At 45.5% G+C, this 18,289-nt stretch carries 15 protein-coding genes; 8 read left to right on the plus strand and 7 right to left on the minus strand.

Features of this window, described 5'->3' with window-relative positions; genetic code table 11:
- Positions 1-14: 14 nt before the first annotated feature.
- The 8 genes from GJR95_RS26060 (at position 15) to GJR95_RS26095 (ending at position 8,902) form a co-directional block, all read left to right on the plus strand.
- Entirely contained in the window at positions 15-617 is a 603-nt protein-coding gene (locus tag GJR95_RS26060; protein WP_162388648.1) for a short chain dehydrogenase, read from the plus strand.
- A gap of 107 nt (positions 618-724) precedes the next feature.
- A complete protein-coding gene (locus GJR95_RS26065; protein WP_162388649.1) occupies positions 725-1,630 on the plus strand; it encodes a helix-turn-helix domain-containing protein in 906 nt (301 codons plus the stop codon).
- Between the two features lie 125 nt (positions 1,631-1,755).
- On the plus strand, positions 1,756-2,331 hold the full coding sequence (locus GJR95_RS26070) for a hypothetical protein (RefSeq protein ID WP_162388650.1): 576 nt from the start codon (positions 1,756-1,758) through the stop codon (positions 2,329-2,331).
- An 811-nt stretch (positions 2,332-3,142) separates the two neighbouring features.
- The gene (locus GJR95_RS26075; protein WP_162388651.1) at positions 3,143-5,158 is read left to right on the plus strand and encodes a DUF6973 domain-containing protein; all 2,016 of its coding nucleotides are present in this window, start codon (positions 3,143-3,145) and stop codon (positions 5,156-5,158) included.
- A gap of 558 nt (positions 5,159-5,716) precedes the next feature.
- Entirely contained in the window at positions 5,717-6,367 is a 651-nt protein-coding gene (locus tag GJR95_RS26080; protein WP_162388652.1) for a hypothetical protein, read from the plus strand.
- Positions 6,368-6,586: 219 nt separating this feature from the next.
- A complete protein-coding gene (locus GJR95_RS26085; protein WP_162388653.1) occupies positions 6,587-7,435 on the plus strand; it encodes an STM2901 family protein in 849 nt (282 codons plus the stop codon).
- 29 nt (positions 7,436-7,464) lie between these two features.
- Positions 7,465-7,788, plus strand: a complete 324-nt coding sequence (locus tag GJR95_RS26090) for a DUF1493 family protein (RefSeq protein ID WP_162388654.1) — start codon at positions 7,465-7,467, stop codon at positions 7,786-7,788.
- Positions 7,789-8,188: 400 nt separating this feature from the next.
- A complete protein-coding gene (locus GJR95_RS26095; protein WP_162388655.1) occupies positions 8,189-8,902 on the plus strand; it encodes a hypothetical protein in 714 nt (237 codons plus the stop codon).
- A gap of 160 nt (positions 8,903-9,062) precedes the next feature.
- Here the strand turns inward: GJR95_RS26095 and GJR95_RS42295 are convergent, their stop codons facing one another.
- From GJR95_RS42295 to GJR95_RS26130, 7 genes are all read right to left on the minus strand, one after another.
- Positions 9,063-10,112, minus strand: a complete 1,050-nt coding sequence (locus tag GJR95_RS42295) for a sensor histidine kinase (RefSeq protein WP_232540871.1) — start codon at positions 10,110-10,112, stop codon at positions 9,063-9,065.
- 242 nt (positions 10,113-10,354) lie between these two features.
- Positions 10,355-11,833: a M48 family metalloprotease gene (locus tag GJR95_RS26105; RefSeq protein ID WP_162388656.1), complete on the minus strand. Its 1,479-nt coding sequence runs from the start codon at positions 11,831-11,833 to the stop codon at positions 10,355-10,357.
- A 556-nt stretch (positions 11,834-12,389) separates the two neighbouring features.
- Entirely contained in the window at positions 12,390-13,325 is a 936-nt protein-coding gene (locus GJR95_RS26110) for a pseudouridine-5'-phosphate glycosidase (protein ID WP_162388657.1), read from the minus strand.
- A gap of 47 nt (positions 13,326-13,372) precedes the next feature.
- Positions 13,373-14,302 (minus strand): PfkB family carbohydrate kinase, encoded by a 930-nt coding sequence (locus GJR95_RS26115; RefSeq protein WP_162388658.1) that lies wholly within the window; start codon positions 14,300-14,302, stop codon positions 13,373-13,375.
- Between the two features lie 184 nt (positions 14,303-14,486).
- Positions 14,487-14,855, minus strand: coding sequence for a LytTR family DNA-binding domain-containing protein (locus tag GJR95_RS26120; RefSeq protein ID WP_162388659.1), 369 nt, complete (start codon positions 14,853-14,855; stop codon positions 14,487-14,489).
- A 367-nt stretch (positions 14,856-15,222) separates the two neighbouring features.
- Positions 15,223-17,871 carry an ABC transporter permease gene (locus tag GJR95_RS26125; RefSeq protein ID WP_232540872.1) on the minus strand — a complete coding sequence of 883 codons (2,649 nt, stop codon included), beginning with the start codon at positions 17,869-17,871 and terminating at the stop codon, positions 15,223-15,225.
- Positions 17,868-18,203 (minus strand): PadR family transcriptional regulator, encoded by a 336-nt coding sequence (locus GJR95_RS26130; RefSeq protein WP_162388660.1) that lies wholly within the window; start codon positions 18,201-18,203, stop codon positions 17,868-17,870. Before GJR95_RS26130 ends, GJR95_RS26125 begins: the two co-directional genes overlap by 4 nt.
- Positions 18,204-18,289 lie beyond the last annotated feature (86 nt).

The raw sequence follows: 18,289 nt of genomic DNA on the forward strand, positions 1-18,289 counted from the left end.
CCTATCAATCGGCTATGAAGCACAAAGTGATTGTTATTGGGGCAAGTGGCACCATTGGAAAGGAATTGGTAAAAACACTGGAAGCCGGTGGTCATGAAGTCATTCGTGTTTCCCGCTCGTCAGGCGACTATCAGGCCGACATCCAGGATAAGCAAAGTCTGGACTCTCTGTTCAAGGCAGTCGGAACATTTGATGCGGTGGCTAATGCCGCAGGCGATGTGGCTGCTGGACCTTTGGAACAATTGACCGACGAAAATTACGCCTTTGCCCTGGGGAATAAGTTAATGGGACAGATCAATATCGTTCGGACTGCTTTGCCCCATGTAGCGGATAAAGGATCATTCGTCTTAATCTCCGGTGTATTAACGCAGGAACCCATTTTGGGAGGTACCATTGGCACGCTAGTAAATGGTGGAATAGAAGGTTTTGTCAAAGCGGCCTCCCACGAGATGCCACGCGGTATACGAATCAATTGCGTTAGCCCAACGGTATTGGCCGAATCGGTGGCAATTCATCCTTATTTTCCGGGCTTCATTCCGGTGGAAGTGTGGAAGGTGGCCAAAGCCTATGAGCGGGCGTTGTTTGGGATTATTAATGGGCGAATCATCACCGTGTAATGGGTTAGATGCCCCCCCAAACCAGCAATTCTTTAACAAAACAACCGTACAGTTCAGTAGCTGTGCGGTTGTTGAATTGACAGTTGATCTACTTTTATTTTGGCATCATGCAGACTACATTTATTGATATCGCGTCTATCTCGGATCTGCACAAACTCTATAGTTGCCCAAACCCGAAGCATCCGCTTGTTTCAGTTATTGATCTGAGAGAAATAAGCCGCGATAACATTCGTGAAGAAGAAACCTTTTACCGGCTGGGGTTCTATGCCGTGTATTTGAAGCAACTGAAAGGCGTGATGCGCTATGGCAAATCGTATTATGACTTTGATGAAGGCACCCTGATGTTTACCGCACCGGGGCAGGCTATATCGACCACGCGCCGGGTTCCCTACAACGAAGGCTGGGGTTTATTCTTTCATGCCGATCTGCTGTATCGAACCGAGCTCGGGAGAAAAATACACCAGTATTCATTTTTTCAGTACGACGCCAACGAAGCCCTGCACGTATCTGACGAGGAGAAAACCATCCTGCACGTCTGTGCCCAAAACATAAAGCGCGAATATTCGCAGAATCTCGACAAACATTCGCAGGGCCTCATGCTAAGTAACATCGAGTTACTGCTCAATTATTGTGATCGGTTTTACGACCGGCAATTTATCACCCGCGCCAAAGTAAGCCATGATATTGTTCAGCAATTTGAAACCGCACTGATCGACTATTTTTCGCAGAACTCACTGATCGAACAGGGCTTACCCGATGTAAAATATTTTGCCTCCCGGTTGAGTTTATCACCCAATTATTTGTCGGATCTGCTCAAAAGATATACTGGCAAAACAACCCAGGAACACATTCATCTGGCGTTGATTGACAAGGCAAAGTCCTTGTTATGGAGTTCTAATAAATCCATCAGCGAAATTGCTTACGAACTTGGTTTTGACCATCCGTCTCACTTTACGAAGGTATTCAAAACCAGATTGGGTAAGTCACCGAAAGAATTCAGAAACCTGAATTAGCTAGTATTGCTCTTTCTGGCAAGGGTTATCGCTTGACGGAGAATAAAAGAAAAACGAGATGATTACAAACCTATAAGGTTTCAAAAACCTTATAGGTTTAATTGGCCGAACACTAGATTCAATCGATGAAACCCTTCGTACAACTGGTCTGTATCTGTTTAATTACCCTTCTCGCTCTTGCTCAGGCCTGTACACCGGTTGATAAAGGGCCAAATACCAAAGTGGACAAAAAGGGAGGCTATAAAAATCTAAAACTAGATGCACCCTACGACTCGCTAAAAAAACTAGTTACACTCAATCAGACACTTGATGATCCGTGTACAGCGACAAAAAAATTTGAGATCACTACGGAGCCTTACACGACCCTCAGTACGATTCGTTTAGACAAGGTGGAGGTTGAGTTTGTCCGTGATAGTTTATACCGGGTCATTTTGCATAAACGATACAGTTACCAGGTTGACAGGGAACTCCATGAGACCTACCGGGCGCAATTTGGTCAGCCATCGGAAGAAAGAATGACGCTTGCAGGCACTAAATACACAACCTATAAATGGATTGGCGCCGAAGCCTATATTTACATCATACAGCGCGATCATGCTGACCTTGACATTGAATACGGCTCTTTCCAGGGGAGGGATCGTTCCATCGACGAAGCGGAAAAATGCGCTCAGCGCAAACTCGAAAAAGGAGATAACATCTGACTAAGTCCTTGAAAAATAGGCATTAACTAATTTGCCAGTTCGCCAACGTATAAATCCGCCGGTCTGGAAGAAATATTCCCTTAGTTACTTTTTGAAAATAGCCGGTCTCAATTCCATTTGAACACTTCGATTGATCTAACGAAAGCCAGTTGGCCCTGCTAGCTGGCTTTTTTGTCATTACGCTTGTTTCAAATTTTCAGGACTAACTAGTCTTACTGGCCTGTTTTTTTTAGCGACCTGTTCTTGTTTTGTTTTTCTACAAATAGATCTGTTCGTCGGTGTGTGGCGTTTACTTGATTATTTCTCATGACCAGGACTTTCGCTTCGAGCCGTGCCACGGTTACTAATTACGTTTACTGAACCGTGGCACGGCTCGAAGCGAAAGTCCTGATGACATAAGATTCATGTAAAACAATCCCCGAAATGGCCTGCCTGGAGACCTCCTAATTACTTGCTAGGATATCACTTTTCCCGATACCGGCTAACCATCTGCCCGCTTCTAACATTAGACATTGGCTTCTTTATGATTAATTAATATACTACTAATAAAATAATGAATATTTTTGTGTAAATTTTATAGATTTTTAAATGGATTTATATCTAAACAACAATGGTTTATGTGATTAATAACATTTTTTGGGTGATTTCATCCGCTTGGGTGGTGATTTCAGACGAAATTCCATAAAAATCATTGCAAGTCTACGGCTCATACCCCTATGTTTGAGCCCACAAAAAACCCCACGACAGTTTGGCGACCAGACGCGGGGCTTTACTTCAGTTTAATAGTTCACCATTAAACCACCTACAAGTTATGAATACTTTTATCAAAAAGTATTATGTTCCTGTTTTACAGGTATTCCTCCTGACTATGGCCCTAGTGGCCTGGCCCAACACCGGATGGGCAGAGCGCCCTCCTTACCGAGACCGACTCTCCACAGACCGAGTTCGCTTCCTCCACAAACCCAATCCACATCCCGTAAATACCGATCGGCCCGGTAAAAAGACCTTCGACTCTGACCCGATCCGATTTAGTCTCACAGTCAACAAACGACACGTCAAACCGGGGGAAGTCGTCGATGTGGAAATCACAGCCCATTACCTGGCTATTCTATCCTCCCAGTTATTTGTTTTGCCGGGAGCGAATGCCTTCCGTTTAAAACTGCTCCTGCCCGATGGTTTTGTGCAAACTGGAGGGGATTATACCGACTACATAGGCACCGAATTGTCGTCGGCCAATCCCACAATCACCTACAAACTCAAAGGCTATTTTGCCAGGGCTAGTAGTCGAGTTGAATTTCGGCTCTTGCGCGGGTCAGCTCAAGCGAATGAATCCACCCTGTTTGTCGAGAAAACGCGGTTAGTGCTGGAGGTCGATGGGAGCCAAGCCGCTCGCCAGGCAGGGGATTATGCCAACTTATCTGTCGATTGCGGGGGAAATACCCTGACTGTGAGTGCCCAGCTCACCACCAGTACTAATAACCGGGTCAGTATCCTCATTTTCAAGGATAATGCCATTGTCAATAATCTCAATGATTTGGTGGGCCCATCAATCAATCAAACCGTCTCGATGAGTGGCAGCGGTTCGTATTATGCCAAAGTGCGAGAGGTCAATAACGATGGCAATGAAATCAACTCCTCGGTCGTTTCGGCGAACTGTTTTGGAGGTGGTACGCCCAATCCACCCACCAATCCCAACCCGCCCACCAGTGGGTGTAATTTTAGCCAGGGGCAGCACCTGGTCACCACCAGTTGGGGGGAAGCCATCTATGCCCATCAAGCCAATGGCTACTGGTTTGCCGCCTATCAGGATGGCTCAAATTTCAAACCCCGGCATTGGCTGGAAGCCATCAGTTACGGGCAAGCCAGCTGCTTTGCCGAAGAGGATCCCAGAAACGGTACGCCTTCCAACCCCAATCCACCGACGAATCCAACCCCACCTACTAGTGGCTGTAACTACAGTGCAGGCCAATTTTTATTAAACTTCTATGGGGAGGCCATCTATGCCCATCAAGCCAATGGGTATTGGTATGCTGCTTATCAGGATGGTTCCAACTTTAAGCCTCGTCACTGGCTGGTGGCCGCTGGCTTCGATGCCAATCAAAGCAATTGCTTCGCCGAAGAGGATCCTCGGAATGGTGGAGCACGCCCACAATATGACCTAGATGAAGTAACTGTAACCGCTTTCCGGGATTACAATGGGGATGCATTTGCTCAAATTTATACACTCTATGTAGGAAATGATTACCGGGCCACGAGTAACCCTGCCTTTGGGTACAGTGAAGAATATTCGGGGCTAAATGCCAGCGATTTACCTGCCATTTTAGAGGCTTTACTCACTCGACTGAATCTAGAATTACGAAACCAGGGCTTAGAATCTTTCAATGATGCAGAAATGGCTATTCTGAGGACACTCTCGGTAAGACAAGTATTTAATATATACACGTCCATTGTGTCGGCCAATAACTTAGCCAACGTTGCCTTAAACAATCAGTTTAAAGGCGAAGCCATCGATAATGGCTATAGCAATGCATTTAGACATTTCTATTTTGCCTTTGGAATAGCTAGGGCAACGGATGCCAATATCGCAGCACGATTTGTCGCGGCTCATGAAAGCACTCAAGGAAACGGGTTATCCACCCAGATGGATACCAATAATAATGAATACGCCCTCTACATTTATAGAAATAATTTAGCCGGCACGAATTATGTTAGTTTCAATTTTCTATTAGGACTGGCGCAGAATGGACAACTCTGGACAATCCAGAATGGTGTATTAGGCAAATTCCCCTACATAATACCCGGAGGGCCTCGAACCCCTCAGAATTAGGGAGCTATAACTAAAAAATTAAACGATTTTCTATTCTGCAATCGCTTCGGATGAACTTTGCAGAATAGAAGTTTTTCTATTTCTTGTGAGAACGTTCGTATACCCTGCCCTAGGAATCGCTGCTGTATTGCTCATTTTTTTCTATTCATTACAGATTAGGAAAGGAAATCTACAAGCGAATTACGTGATAGAAAAAGCAGACAAGGACACCTGTTTTCAGTTTAGGCGCTATAGCGTACCGATCAGTAGATGGCTCTATGAAAACTCGTCCGATATAGCGTTACCGTTTAAAATTAGGGTAGTAGGTACTTGCGCCGACACGACGCAGCTTTATGTTGGGTATATGGGTCATCCAGAAGCCAGAACCCGGTTTATTCTCCCTAAAGGGAAAATTGATACGACATTTATTGGCGATTGGTATAGCAACCGGGCAGAAATAGGCTTCTTACACAAAAACTCGAGAAGGGGTCAATTAAAAATACAGTACCAATTGAATTGAAGTGTTTTCCTAACTTTTTGGCTAATCCAATGAAGATCAAGTGCCTATTCATTTCACTCATGTATTTTTTCACAGTAGGGGTGAGTGCACAATCCTTACTAGAAGAGGGCATCATTTACTATAAGTCTGATTCAATAATTAATCCGGCAAATTCAAGTTGTACTCCGCTCCTACGAGAAATTAGAATCTATAAGAAGGGGAATTTGTATCGAGCCGAATTCATCAAAAAGGATGAAAAAGATACTCGTTTATCCGAAATGGAAGTCCAACTCATCAATCGAGAAGGCAAATATCTATTCAAAGCCGTTCACCCCTTCATGGATAAGATGGCTCTATTTATAACGCTTGAGGATGAGAAACAACGACAAGCAGAACGTTCGATAGAAGGTCACCTTAAAACCTATAAACTACGTTCAATTAAAAAAGAGGAAAGCCTACTGGCTATCCCCGTAAAGCGTGCCGGTCTAGCGAATGTAATTGATACGATGGATTTGGATGTATTAATAGCGGATAAGATAGCGATTGGCTTTGGTCTATTTTTTGAAGAATATCGAAAAATAGCGGGTACTCCTCTACGCTTTTATGACAAGGAAAGTGATTGCTTCATTCGCTATACCGCCACTCATATTGACCTAAAGCAATTACCAGCTTCCCTGTTTGAAATGGACTCAGAGTATAAAATAATTACGCTTGATCAAGTAACTAAGTAAATGGATCTTATTAAGCTTTGGGGTCTTTTACTGCTAGGCTTACAAGTTGGGTAGTTGCGCTATTTCGTACCGAAATAGTGGATCGTGGAATCCGCCACTTGAGACCTGTAGCTTATTAAAATACAACTAAGCAAATAGCCTAAAAATCACATTTAATTACGTCTCTATAAAGTATATCCTCCTAGGACTTGTTGACAATTGGGTAAATACAAATCCAGTTTGGAACTTTATTCATGCGTCGCTCCCAATGGGGACGGGTATACCTATATAGATATTTATGTCGCCAACATTTTTGGCCAATATACCAAAGCAGCCACCATTAAAGCCAACCAGGTGTCACGTCCTGATGTACAGGGGGCGCATGGGAATAATGTTCCCCTGGATTGTGGTTTTATGTGGGAGATTCCGACTCAGTATCGAACAGGTCACCCGCTGACCATCGCGGTCATGCCGGTCAATAATCCCAATGCGATGGGTACTCGGACGACATCAGGGGACTGTAGTAACCCGACTCCCACAAATCCAGGAGGGCCAACCGATCCCCCTATAATTCCATTGACAATTTCCCCTTACGCGTTTGTCGATATTTCCGAGAGAGTTGAAATGAGTGAAGAAGATTGGTTCGACTGGGATTCCCTACCGTGTCGATTCAATTATAATGGCATGCAAGATTTAACGAAGTCTGAATTATTCATGGAAATATTGACAGACAAAACAATGGATCAATTAGGCATTACAGAAGCAGTAGGGGCGATCTCTCTATTAACTGGTGCCAGGATTATTTCGACAAGAGCAAAATTCCAGGGTGCTACACCTGGAACATCAATAGCTTCTAAATATTTATCAAACCTTATTCCCGGCACATCTCCCATGCGCTTACCAACGCTTACGGGATGGCCTGGTGTAGGCGCAGGTCTCAGATTACAAATGACCAGAAACGTAGGGAGATTTATTGGTCGCACCATACCCTTATTAGGTTGGGGAATTCTTGCTTATGATTTATACCGAATTTTAGAGAAAACTTCTGAAGAATACCAAAATGTGATAAATTCCCAACCCTGTTCGTAATTATTTGCAAGCTAAAAATCCAAGATTTTATGAACTCTGACATTGAACGAGAGTTACTAGCATTTATTAATCAGGAGCTAGGGACTAAGTTTACCTCTTTGGAAAACGATGCAGAAGTCGAAAAACGTTTAAGGATAGGAGGTGATGATACCCTGGATTTTATTCTTGCGTTTTCGAAGCGATTTGACATCGATATTTCAGAATTTGAACCGGCGAATTACTTTGCGGGAGAAGGACTAATGTTAGACTTCATAGGGCTTTTTAAGCGATTGAAAGGGGAAAAAATCCCCAAGTTAATCCCGTTGACATTTGGCGATTTAAAAAAAGCAATGCTAACGAAGAAATTGGTTTAAATGGCTCAATAGTTTAACCATTGTCAGTTAGTTTGCCGTCCTGGAGGTTAGACCACTGCCATTCGATCATACTGATTTGTAGGTGAGAAAACCATCATCTACACTAAAGAAAGCCAGCTGATTTTGATCGGCTGGCTTTCAATACTATTGAGAGAGAATAAACACACATAGCAGTGACAAATTTTAGATACTCTTTTACTCTACTAGGAGTGAACATAATAGCCATTGCTCAGCGCCCGCGCAGGCGCTTTATATGTTATTGATAATCAATTGATTATCCTGGCTACTGTTCCAGCAACTGCCTTGGCCGCTTCGGGGGCTATCTTGATTAGTGTAGCTTTACAATAAAATTTAACGGACTAGGCGCTACAAAGTTTTTGCGCCTAGTCCTTTTAAAAACATGGCAAAAAACGCATACAAATGGCTCTCCGATTTTAAGGATCGTTATAAAGCTAGTCCGTCTTTTTTAGCTTCTATGGACCATGAATTAAGAAAAGAATATACCAAATTGACGAATAAAGAATTTGATATACTTTATCTTTTCATCGAGTTTCAGGACAATTTGAAGTATGATAAACAGACTAATGAAGCCGCTTTAGAAGCAAGTCCTCGTTTTGTAGTGAATTATGCTGGAGAGGCAATAATTACTTGGAAGCATAAATATGAATCTAATCTGATACTGCCTGCTGATGATATTCAGCCATATGAGGTTAGTTTTAAGTGGTCAAAATTAGCACTGCCCAACCTCCCAACGGATAAACCAGCCAAAGAGGATTTGGCGAAGAAACTTGGGTTACAACTTAGCTATGTCTTAATTGACAAAACATTCATTGCTTCATTAGACATTAGTTTTCATGTTCAACTAGAAGATCCATTGATAATAGAAACCTTATCGACACACCTTGGCACTATTATAAACGAGTGGAATCGGCTGGCGGCAGAAGATGAGACCAAACAAAAAGGTTTTATCCATAATCTGTTACTAGAGAGTATAGAGCAGGATGTTGCTATTTTCACGATTGATACGGGTTCCTCTGGTTATGACGGATTGAAATTAATTCTTGCTGAACTCAATGATCCTGTCTGGGGCGTCAGAAAAGTAACAATTGACTAATTCTCGTTTGCTAAACCAAACCAAACAGGTTCCACCAGTAGCCTGAGTCGTTAACTCCTGGCGTTGCTCGAAAAACCAGGCCAGGCTTGGTGATGCTTGACTTGATAATGTCCATCTTATCAGGACAAACTTGCCAAATAGGTTTACACTAAATAGGCACTTACACCAGCGGTAAGGTAACGCGAAACTCGCTTCCGTCGTCCTCAATGATGGGAGTGGGTCGGCCCAGCATCTGGTACTTGGTAATTATGTTGCTCAGTCCTATGCCGTTGCTCAGCCCCCGCGTAGACTTACGCTGTATATTGTTCTTGACAATCAATTGGTTATCCTGATTGGTGTACAGGTAGATGGTCAGTGGTTGCTCGGGTAGCACAACGTTATGCTTGACGGCGTTCTCAATCAGCAGTTGGAGCGTCAGGGGTGGGAGTTGGCGATCTTCGTTGCCGGGCAGAACATGCGTCGTTAAGATAAGCGAATCGCCGTGGCGGGTTTTGAGTAGGTGGTAATAGGAGTTGAGGAAGTCCAGTTCAGCCGCGAGCGGCACCAGCGGAGAGTCGTTACAGCGGAGTAAGTACCGGTACACCGAGCTCAATTCCTCGCTGAAGGTTTCGGCCTTCTTCGGATCTTCGCTGATTAGTGCAGTTAGTGAATTGAGGCTGTTGAATAGAAAATGTGGATTGACCTGCTGGCGGAGAGCATCTAATTCGGTTTGCATCTTCGCCTTCTTGTGAGCTTCGGCATCCGTTAACGCTAATCGATATAGTTTCAGATAATAAATTACTTCATAGACTCCCCCTACAATGAAGGCAAACAAAATGGCCATGACGATGTGCGTCACGTATACGCGGAGCGTTGGGGTATGAACCAGTCCTGTCGGGTCAATTTGGCTAAGGCCCCAGGTTTCGAGGGGCTGCAACAGGGCTGTCAGCACCGCATAACCGGCAAACGTAAGCAGAACACGCCGGCCGGTATTATCAATTTGAAAATAGTTGGCTCGTGCCTGGAATACCCACCAGCGTAATAACTCCCACAATGCGCCCGTCGTTATCAGCCCCCAGCCAAAGGTCAGCCCGACCAGTGGCCAGGCAAAGCCGTACTCACGTGTGTAGAAGTACACAAACGGTAAAACCGCCACCGGAATGCCGATGATCCGAAACCATTTATCGTTTGGTTTAGCGCGTTGCGGATCGACCGAGATTATTGTTTGCACGTAAAATCAGCGCTATAAGCTACTAGTTAAGACTTTCGCTCAGTAGCGTTGGCGTGCCACGGTTTAATGACGTTCTTAACAACCGTGGCACGCCAACGCTACTGAGCGAAGGCCCTGCCAGTATAAAAATACAAACTTTATGATGATTGCCAAAGATAGATTGTTCTGAAGTATTCCGACGCAATTGAGACGTAGCTTCTAATAAATCTGGCTTTTCGTTTGCCGGGAGATCACATAGGACTTTATCGAGCGATAACTTTCACCGGTTTGCCCCGTGCAATACGGTCGTCGGCTTTTTGGCCATTCAACACGCCCAGTTCTTCTACACGATTGGCGGGCATTCCTAACCCGATCATCACCTCGCGGAAGGAACCATCCCGAGGGGCCGTCTTGATTTGTATGCGCTCTGGTTTGCGATTGAGTTTGTCGGGGTCGGTCAGGGATTGAAAATTCCCGGCAACCTGCTTGAATGTACCGAAGGCGTTTGTGAAATCGGCAGCACTCGACAGTCCATGCAGGGCATATACCGCATTGTTATACTGAATCAACCAGGTGCCAATCTGGAGCGCCGTTTTAGGGTCCTGTGTCTGTTGCGGCTGACCCTGTTGCTGTTGGGTCTGTTGCCGTGAAATAAGCACATAGGCCGGGTTGCCGTTAATGGTGGTTTTGGTCGATTCCAATACGTTCAGACTCAGTTCTTTTACCAGATTTTGAGAAGCTTCATCCAGCGAATTGCCTTTCGCCAGCATTAAAATCATTGCTGATTTGCCATCCTTGTCGGCCATCTGAAATTGGCTGGGAGAGTTCTGAGACTGCCAGCCACTGGGAACCGGAAACTGAAATCGTAGCTCTGGGTGGTAGAACTTGCCATTTTCCACAAATCCCTGTTTGGGATCTTCCCCGTACGTAATACCATCGATTAGCCGCAGATAGGTGTCGCCTTCTACCCGATAAGAAGCGGGGTGCTGCGCCTGATAGTCTTTGGCCAGTTCGTGAACCCGGCTGAACCGATTGCCTGGGTCAGGGTGAGTAGACATAAACTGCGGCACTGCTTGCCCGGAGTTCTCCGAGATGCGTTTGAGTGTGCCAAAAAAATCAGCCATTTGATGGGCATCATAGCCAATTTTACTGGAATACTCCACGCCAAGTTTGTCGGATTCTGATTCGTGGTCGCGGCTGTATTTCAGCGATAAAAGACCCAATCCCTGCTGCAACGCTTCAATATTCTGCCCAACCACCTGAGGGGCTAAAACGGCTCCGCCAATTAGGGCTATCGTGCTCAGTAACTGACTTTTCTGAGAACGGGCTGCGTGCTTGGCAGTAATATGACCAATTTCATGCCCTAACACACCCGCAAATTCGGCTTCATTGTTGAAGTGCGCCAGAATGCCACGCGTGAAATACACGTAACCACCCGGCACCGCAAAGGCATTAACGACCGGCGAGTCGACAATAAAGAACTGATAGGGTAGCTCGGGTCGGTGCGAAACGTTGGCCATTGCCTTGCCTTTCTCGTTCATGAAAGCCTGAATTTTTTTATCTTCATATAAACCCATCGTAGCGACGACCGAAGGGTGCGATTCCTTTCCGATTGCCAGTTCCTGTTCGGTTGACATCAGGCTCAATTCACGCTTACCCGTGACCGGATTACGGGCGCAGGCTGATGCAATGAATAAGGCAATAAAAGCCATAGACCGGTAGCAAAATGTGTAAGTTTTCATGTTCGTGTAGGAATATCGGATTAGTGGATTCACGCCGTTTGTATTGATCGACATGACTGTGTTTCGTGGGCGCTTTGCGGCAAGACTCCTGGGAATTTCAAACAAAGAGCGAAAGTCGCCCGAATTTCAAGGATTTCTACCAGTTAGAGATCGCAATCAGAATCATAGCTAAAAAGCTATAATTCATGGATTTCAGATCAAAACGCTCAACTCTATAACACGGGCCGGTCTGTGTTTTGTTTAAGGTCATTTTAATGTCAATCCTATAACTGGTCCGCTACGCCTTCAATAAAATCAGAGTAATTTTCCTTAATTTCTGCTCGCATGGGCGGTCATGAGGGTTTCATGCTGGCGGTTGGGCACATTTGCCCATGTTTTGCGTATGCTAAAACCTGAATTTGACAACGGTAAAAATTTGAGCTAGCGGTAATTGCGGGCACTCGGGCTGAGTACCATCAACGATACCTCCAGTCGTTTACTGACAGGCACCGCTGGATATCGGGAGGAAGTGAACGTATATGGATCGACCGGTACAATAGCTCAACCGACAGGAGCACTAGTTTTCTTCAGGGAATGCCAACTCATTTGATGCAAATGCTACCGCAATTTTTGACCCAATCGCAGCATTGTTTTTTATCAGGGCAATATTCGCATGCAGGCTTTCTCCTTGTGTATGGCTGGCAATGTATTTCAGCAGGAATGGTGTAATATGTTTTCCCTTAATATGCTGGGCATCGGCAGCCGCTAAAGCCTGCTGAATATATACTTCGATCTCATCTTTAGGTACTTGCTGGTGAGCAGGCACAGGATTCGCAATCAGTACAGACCCCTCCAGACCCATTTCCCATTTTGTTTTGAGGAGGGCTGCAATCTGTTCAGGTGTATCCAGGCGAAGGGGCGAGGCAAAATTGCTTTGGTTGCTATAAAAACCGGGCAGTTCGTCCTGACCAACGGTTACCACGGGAATGCCTTTGGTTTCCAGATACTCCAGGGTAAGTCCAATATCCAAAATACTTTTGATGCCAGCAGAAACCACCGCCACCGACGTTTGCGCCATTTCGGTCAGGTCGGCCGATATATCCATGCTGTGCTCGGCTCCCCGATGAACGCCACCGATACCCCCCGTAACGAATAATTTGATGCCCGCCATAGCGGCAATACGCATGGTAGCGGCCACGGTAGTAGCCCCATACAAATTTTGGCTAAGCACATAGGGAATATCACGCAGGCTGACTTTCCACACGTTTTTTTCCTGGCCAAAATAGCTGAGCTGCTCCGTACTTAAGCCCACGCGGCACTTGCCATTAAATATGGCAATCGTTGCAGGTATGGCCCCGTTAGCCCGTACTGTTTCTTCAACACGGATGGCGGTTTCCACGTTTTGTGGCCAGGGCATACCATGGGAGATGATGGTCGATTCCAGCGCAACTACCGGTTTACCACTGGCAATGGCCTCTTGTACTTCAGGTTGTATCGCTAAATAGTTTCTCATCCTATGGGTTATCAGCAGGAAATCATCCATGAGTTGTTTGCGGTGGCTTACAGGGAATAATATTCCTGTGCTTTTTCTATTAATTTCTCCCGGGTTAAATGCGTCGCAATCGCGCCCTCTACCCGTAAAATTTCGCCAGCCAGCGTGTGTGCTAACTTTAGGCATCCTTCATCGGAATAACCCAAATATTTGCCTAAGACAAATCCACTCAGCGCCCCATCACCGGCACCGGTACAATCAGTTATATCAACGGCCAGTGCATGCAATCGGGTCGCGTTATCTTTTGTGTATAAAACGGAACCTTCAGCCCCTTTATGCAGCCAGATTGCCTGGATACCCTGGTCAATTAATTCCTGAATCTGTTGCTCGGTAGTAACCGCATCAGCACTACAAAGAACTGGTAATTCATCTTCGTTCGGCGTTAGCAGGAATACTCCTTTCATGGTCACCTGCAACAACTTTCTGGCTGGTGGCACCGATACCGGTTCAATAATCAGGGGTATTCCTGACCTATTGCTAAAATCAACCAGCCATTGCAGTGATTGGACGGATAGATTGGTATCGGCCAATAAATAACAGGCTGAACCCAATAGGTCAGTCTGTTTTTCTAAATAGTCAGGCGTTAGCAAATGATCACTACTATTCGTAAGAAGTGCGGTATATAATGAGCCATCGTGATTGATGATACCGGTATATTTTCCAGTAGAACCGGCATCGGCAAACAGGCTACTGGTTAAGCGTATCCCTGCATTAGTACAGCTATTTTTCAGCCAATTGCCGGTTGGGTCATCACCGAACACACTAATTAATTCGACCGGTACATCTAATAGGGCTAACTGATGAGCCAGGTTTCGACTCACTCCACCTGCCTTTTGCTGAACGCTGGCCATGTTTGTGGTAGCGGGTAATATGGGCTCGTTCACATAATACAATTCATCCACAAGAGCACCACCGATGCACACAACAGGTTTTGTCATTTCCACCTACAATTAGTTGCCACGTCACAACTGCGCCTGACAGGAGCTATTTCTACTTACTGTCGAAAGTATTAAATTATTTAGGTTATGCATCCTGGCAAGTACGAATCTGCTGATACCTGGATATGGCTATTATATTTACTGGTCTCTATGCCAAATAAAGGCTATATAATTCGGGTATCTGCTAAGATTCCTTATCATGTTGTGAGGTGCCGGATTTAAAGCTATTGAAAGGACTTATTCCAAGCTCAGCCCTAACCGCATCAATCCGCCGTCGCGATACGGGTAAGCGATGCCCGGTACGCAAAAGGACCTGAGCCGCCCGAGAAATTTCCTGCTCAAACCCAATGACATAGTGAGGGTTAATCAGCGCTGATTTATGAATCCGGACAAACGACGGGAGTTGTTCGTCAAACCATTTCAGGGTTTGGGTCACTAAATACGTGGGGCGATTTGAAAAATAAATTCGGGCATAATTACGATCTCCCTGAATCCATACTATTGATTCAATGGCAATAGGATTTTCTAATCCGGCTACGTTGAGAGTAGACATTAATAAACATCGATGGTGCGGTATAGGCTCTGCGCATAGCTGGTTTATAGTTAGGAAATATACGCGGCTTAGCGGAAGCTGGATTGTTGCTCTGGTTTGAAGAAAGATTATAGGCTGAGGGATAACAGGTTGAAGGTTGAGTGTAGGCTAGCACTAGATAGTATTTTGCATCTTAGTAGGGCTTTCGCTCCGAGCCGTGCCACGGTTACTAATGATGCGCAAACAAACCACGGTCCGCCGTGCGGTGGCACGGCTCGAAGCGAAAGCCCTGTTTATATAGGCTCAAATTCTGAAGGGTCGTTTTTTGCCAGAGCCGGCAAAAAACGACCCTTCGGTCTGTTGCTTTTGAGTAGCAATCACTTATTGGCTATTCCGTTCGTAAAGTCTTTATGGGGTTCATCAGCGCGGCTTTCACACTTCGGAAACCGACAGTCAGTAAGGCAACAATTAACGTAATCAGAATCGCCAGGATAAAAATGCCAGCACCGAGCTCAACCCGATACACAAAATTATTAAGCCACCTGTCCATTAGCCACCATGCCAATGGAGCCGCTAGCATAAAGGCAACCAGTAACAGACGGAAAAATTCTTTCCCGAACAGCCAAAGGATGCTGGCAGTACTCGCTCCCAATACCTTGCGTACGCCAATTTCCTTCGTTTTCTGAGCCGCCATGAACGACACTAATCCGTATAGACCCAGACAACCCACAAAAATCGCGATGGCGGCAAACGCCTGAATGAGCCGAAGCAGCATGTTGTCCAGCTTGTAGAACCGCTCAATGTCCTCGTCCAGAAAACGGTATGTAAAAATAGAGGACGGGTACATGGCTTTCCAGGCTTTTTCAAAACCAGACAGGGTTGGCCCCAGGTTGGCCGGATTCACTTTTACCCCGCAACTGTTGTAAACCTCGCCCCAGGTAGTCAGGCAAAGGGGCTCAATGGCGACACGAAATGACTTAAAATGGAAATCTTTTATAACCCCGACTATGGTTCCGGATCGACCATTGATCGTAGCCGATTTGCCGATCACATCCTGTAAAGAGGCTAAACCAAGGGATTTTACGGCCGTTTCGTTAAGCAGGTATTCCCTGATCGTATCTGACGGATTCAGGTTACGGCCGGCCAGAATGGGTATTTTGAACGTAGGAATATACTGGTGATCCGCCGATTTAATCGATATGTTAAAGGCTTCTGCTTTCGGGCGGGAATCAAACCGAAACGAGGTGCTTCCCAGGAATTCAGTTGCAGGAGGAGTATCAAAAAACGTTACGTTTTCGACACCTGACATTTCCGACAGCTGTGCCCCCAACGTATTGATTTTTGACTTTTTATTATCGGGTACCGGCAGAATGACGATCGCATCTTTCCGAAAACCCATGTCGGCCTGTTGTGAATAGCGTAACTGATTGGTAATGATCAGCGTGCCGATAATGAGCAGTTGCGAGATGGCAAATTGAGTGACAACCAACCCCTTTCGCAACGAAAAGCCCCCCACCGCCTGTTGGGAAAGTTTCCCTTTCAGCGCCAGTACAGGTTGAAAACGAGCCAGGATCAGACCAGGATAAGCGCCTGAACAGAAAATCACGACCAGCAACAGGAGGAGTAAAAAGACAAGTAAATCCGTATCTGTCAATGGATTGAGCGAAAGCTCTATATCAAACCATTGATTGACAAAAGGTAAGGCCACGTACGCCAATCCGAAAGCGATAATCAGGGCTGATCCTGCAATGAGACCCGTTTCGGTAATAAATTGCCAGAAAATCGCTCCTCGCTGGCTGCCCAATGCTTTTCGAACCCCGATTTCCCGGGAGCGCCCGAGCGCCTGAGCTGTTGCCAGATTAATAAAATTGACACAGGCCGTAACGACCAGGAAAAAACCGATCAGGGCAAAGGTCCAGAGGTTTTTTTTCTCGGTATAGCCCCGCAGTTTCGGATTAAAATGGACATCGGCGAGCGGCTGTAATTTAAATCGAAACTGCTTCGCCATCTCTTTGTCATAGTATTTGTTGGAAATCGCCGTAAGAATCCTTGAATCGACCGTAGCCGCCGATACACCTGGTTTGAGTCGGATAAAACACTGCATCTCCTTGTTGAAACCTAACCACCAGTCTTTTTCGACTATCCAGGGGCTGTGTTCCTGCAAATTGCTGAAGGGAATATAAATTTCCGTATGAAAATCCGTGTTGGGAGGGAGGTTCTGAAGAATGCCCGTAATTCTGACCGACAGGGAATTATCCACCCGTAGAAGCTTGCCGATAGGATCCTGGGTTCCAAAGTATTTTTTTGCGATTCGGTCCGTGATCAGGGCAGTATTGCGTTCCTGCAAGGCTATTTTCGAGTTGCCCTGGATTAGTGGGAAATTGAAAATGCTCAGAAAATCCGGATCGGCAAACGCAATATCTTCCTCAAACTTTTTCTCCGGCGATACGGAAACCACGCGTTTTTTAAAGAAGGCGATTCGTCCGACTTCTTCCGCGACACTATAGCCACCTTGGAAGGCTTCACCCATCGGACTGGGAACGCCCGTGCTGTAGGTCACTTTTTCGGTATGAAGCTCTGTATAAATACGATAGATCCGGTCTTGATTTGCATGGAACGTATCAAAACTCAGATGGTATTTGACCAATGTAAAAATCAGAATAGTACAGGCAATCCCAAGGCTTAGGCTTACCACATTGATCAGCGTGTATGATTTGTGCCGATTCAGTTTTCTCAAAGCGATTTTAACATAATTGCTTAGCATAACCAGTGGGTTTGGTGTTGAATAATCAGTCGGTTTCGTGTATAAATGGGCTGATTGGGCTTGTTTACGCCAAAGCCGGGGATGTAACAGCAACAGCATTTCCAGCACATACAATAGTCGGGCTTTCATGTACCCATACCGCTGTACTCGCTTTTGAAATAATTCATACAGATCACCCAAAACTTCTTCCCGGATATGAGGAGCCGTAATTCGTGCCAGCAGCCGCTCAGCCCAGCCTGGGGGATCCTGATGTGTTTTATTTTTTCGATTCATGTCAGGTGATCAAAAGCGGTTTTTGGAATACCTTCCCACAACTCATTCCGGATATGTCGCACTTCCCGCAGGGATTGTTCACCCGCTATAGTTATCGTAAACAGGCGTTTGCGTCGTCCACCTCGTTCGGGCGTCGCTTCGCCAAAGCGGGAAATAACCAGGCCTTTTTCTTCTAATCGTTGCATGGTTCGGTGAACGGCTCCTAAGCTTATAGGCCGCTCTAAACGTTGACTCAGTTTTTCCACAACGGCTATACTGTGGGCATCATCATAGAGTAAAGCAATCGTCAGTAAGACAATCTCTTCGAACTCGCCTAATTGGGTGCCTTTCATAAGTCGATATTACCACTTGAGGAAGTAAGGTTTATCTTTCTCTTTTGCATAGCAAATCAGAGGCCAACAACCCTTATAGGCTCTAA

It is taken from the genome of Spirosoma endbachense (assembly GCF_010233585.1).
GTDB lineage: Bacteria > Bacteroidota > Bacteroidia > Cytophagales > Spirosomataceae > Spirosoma > Spirosoma endbachense.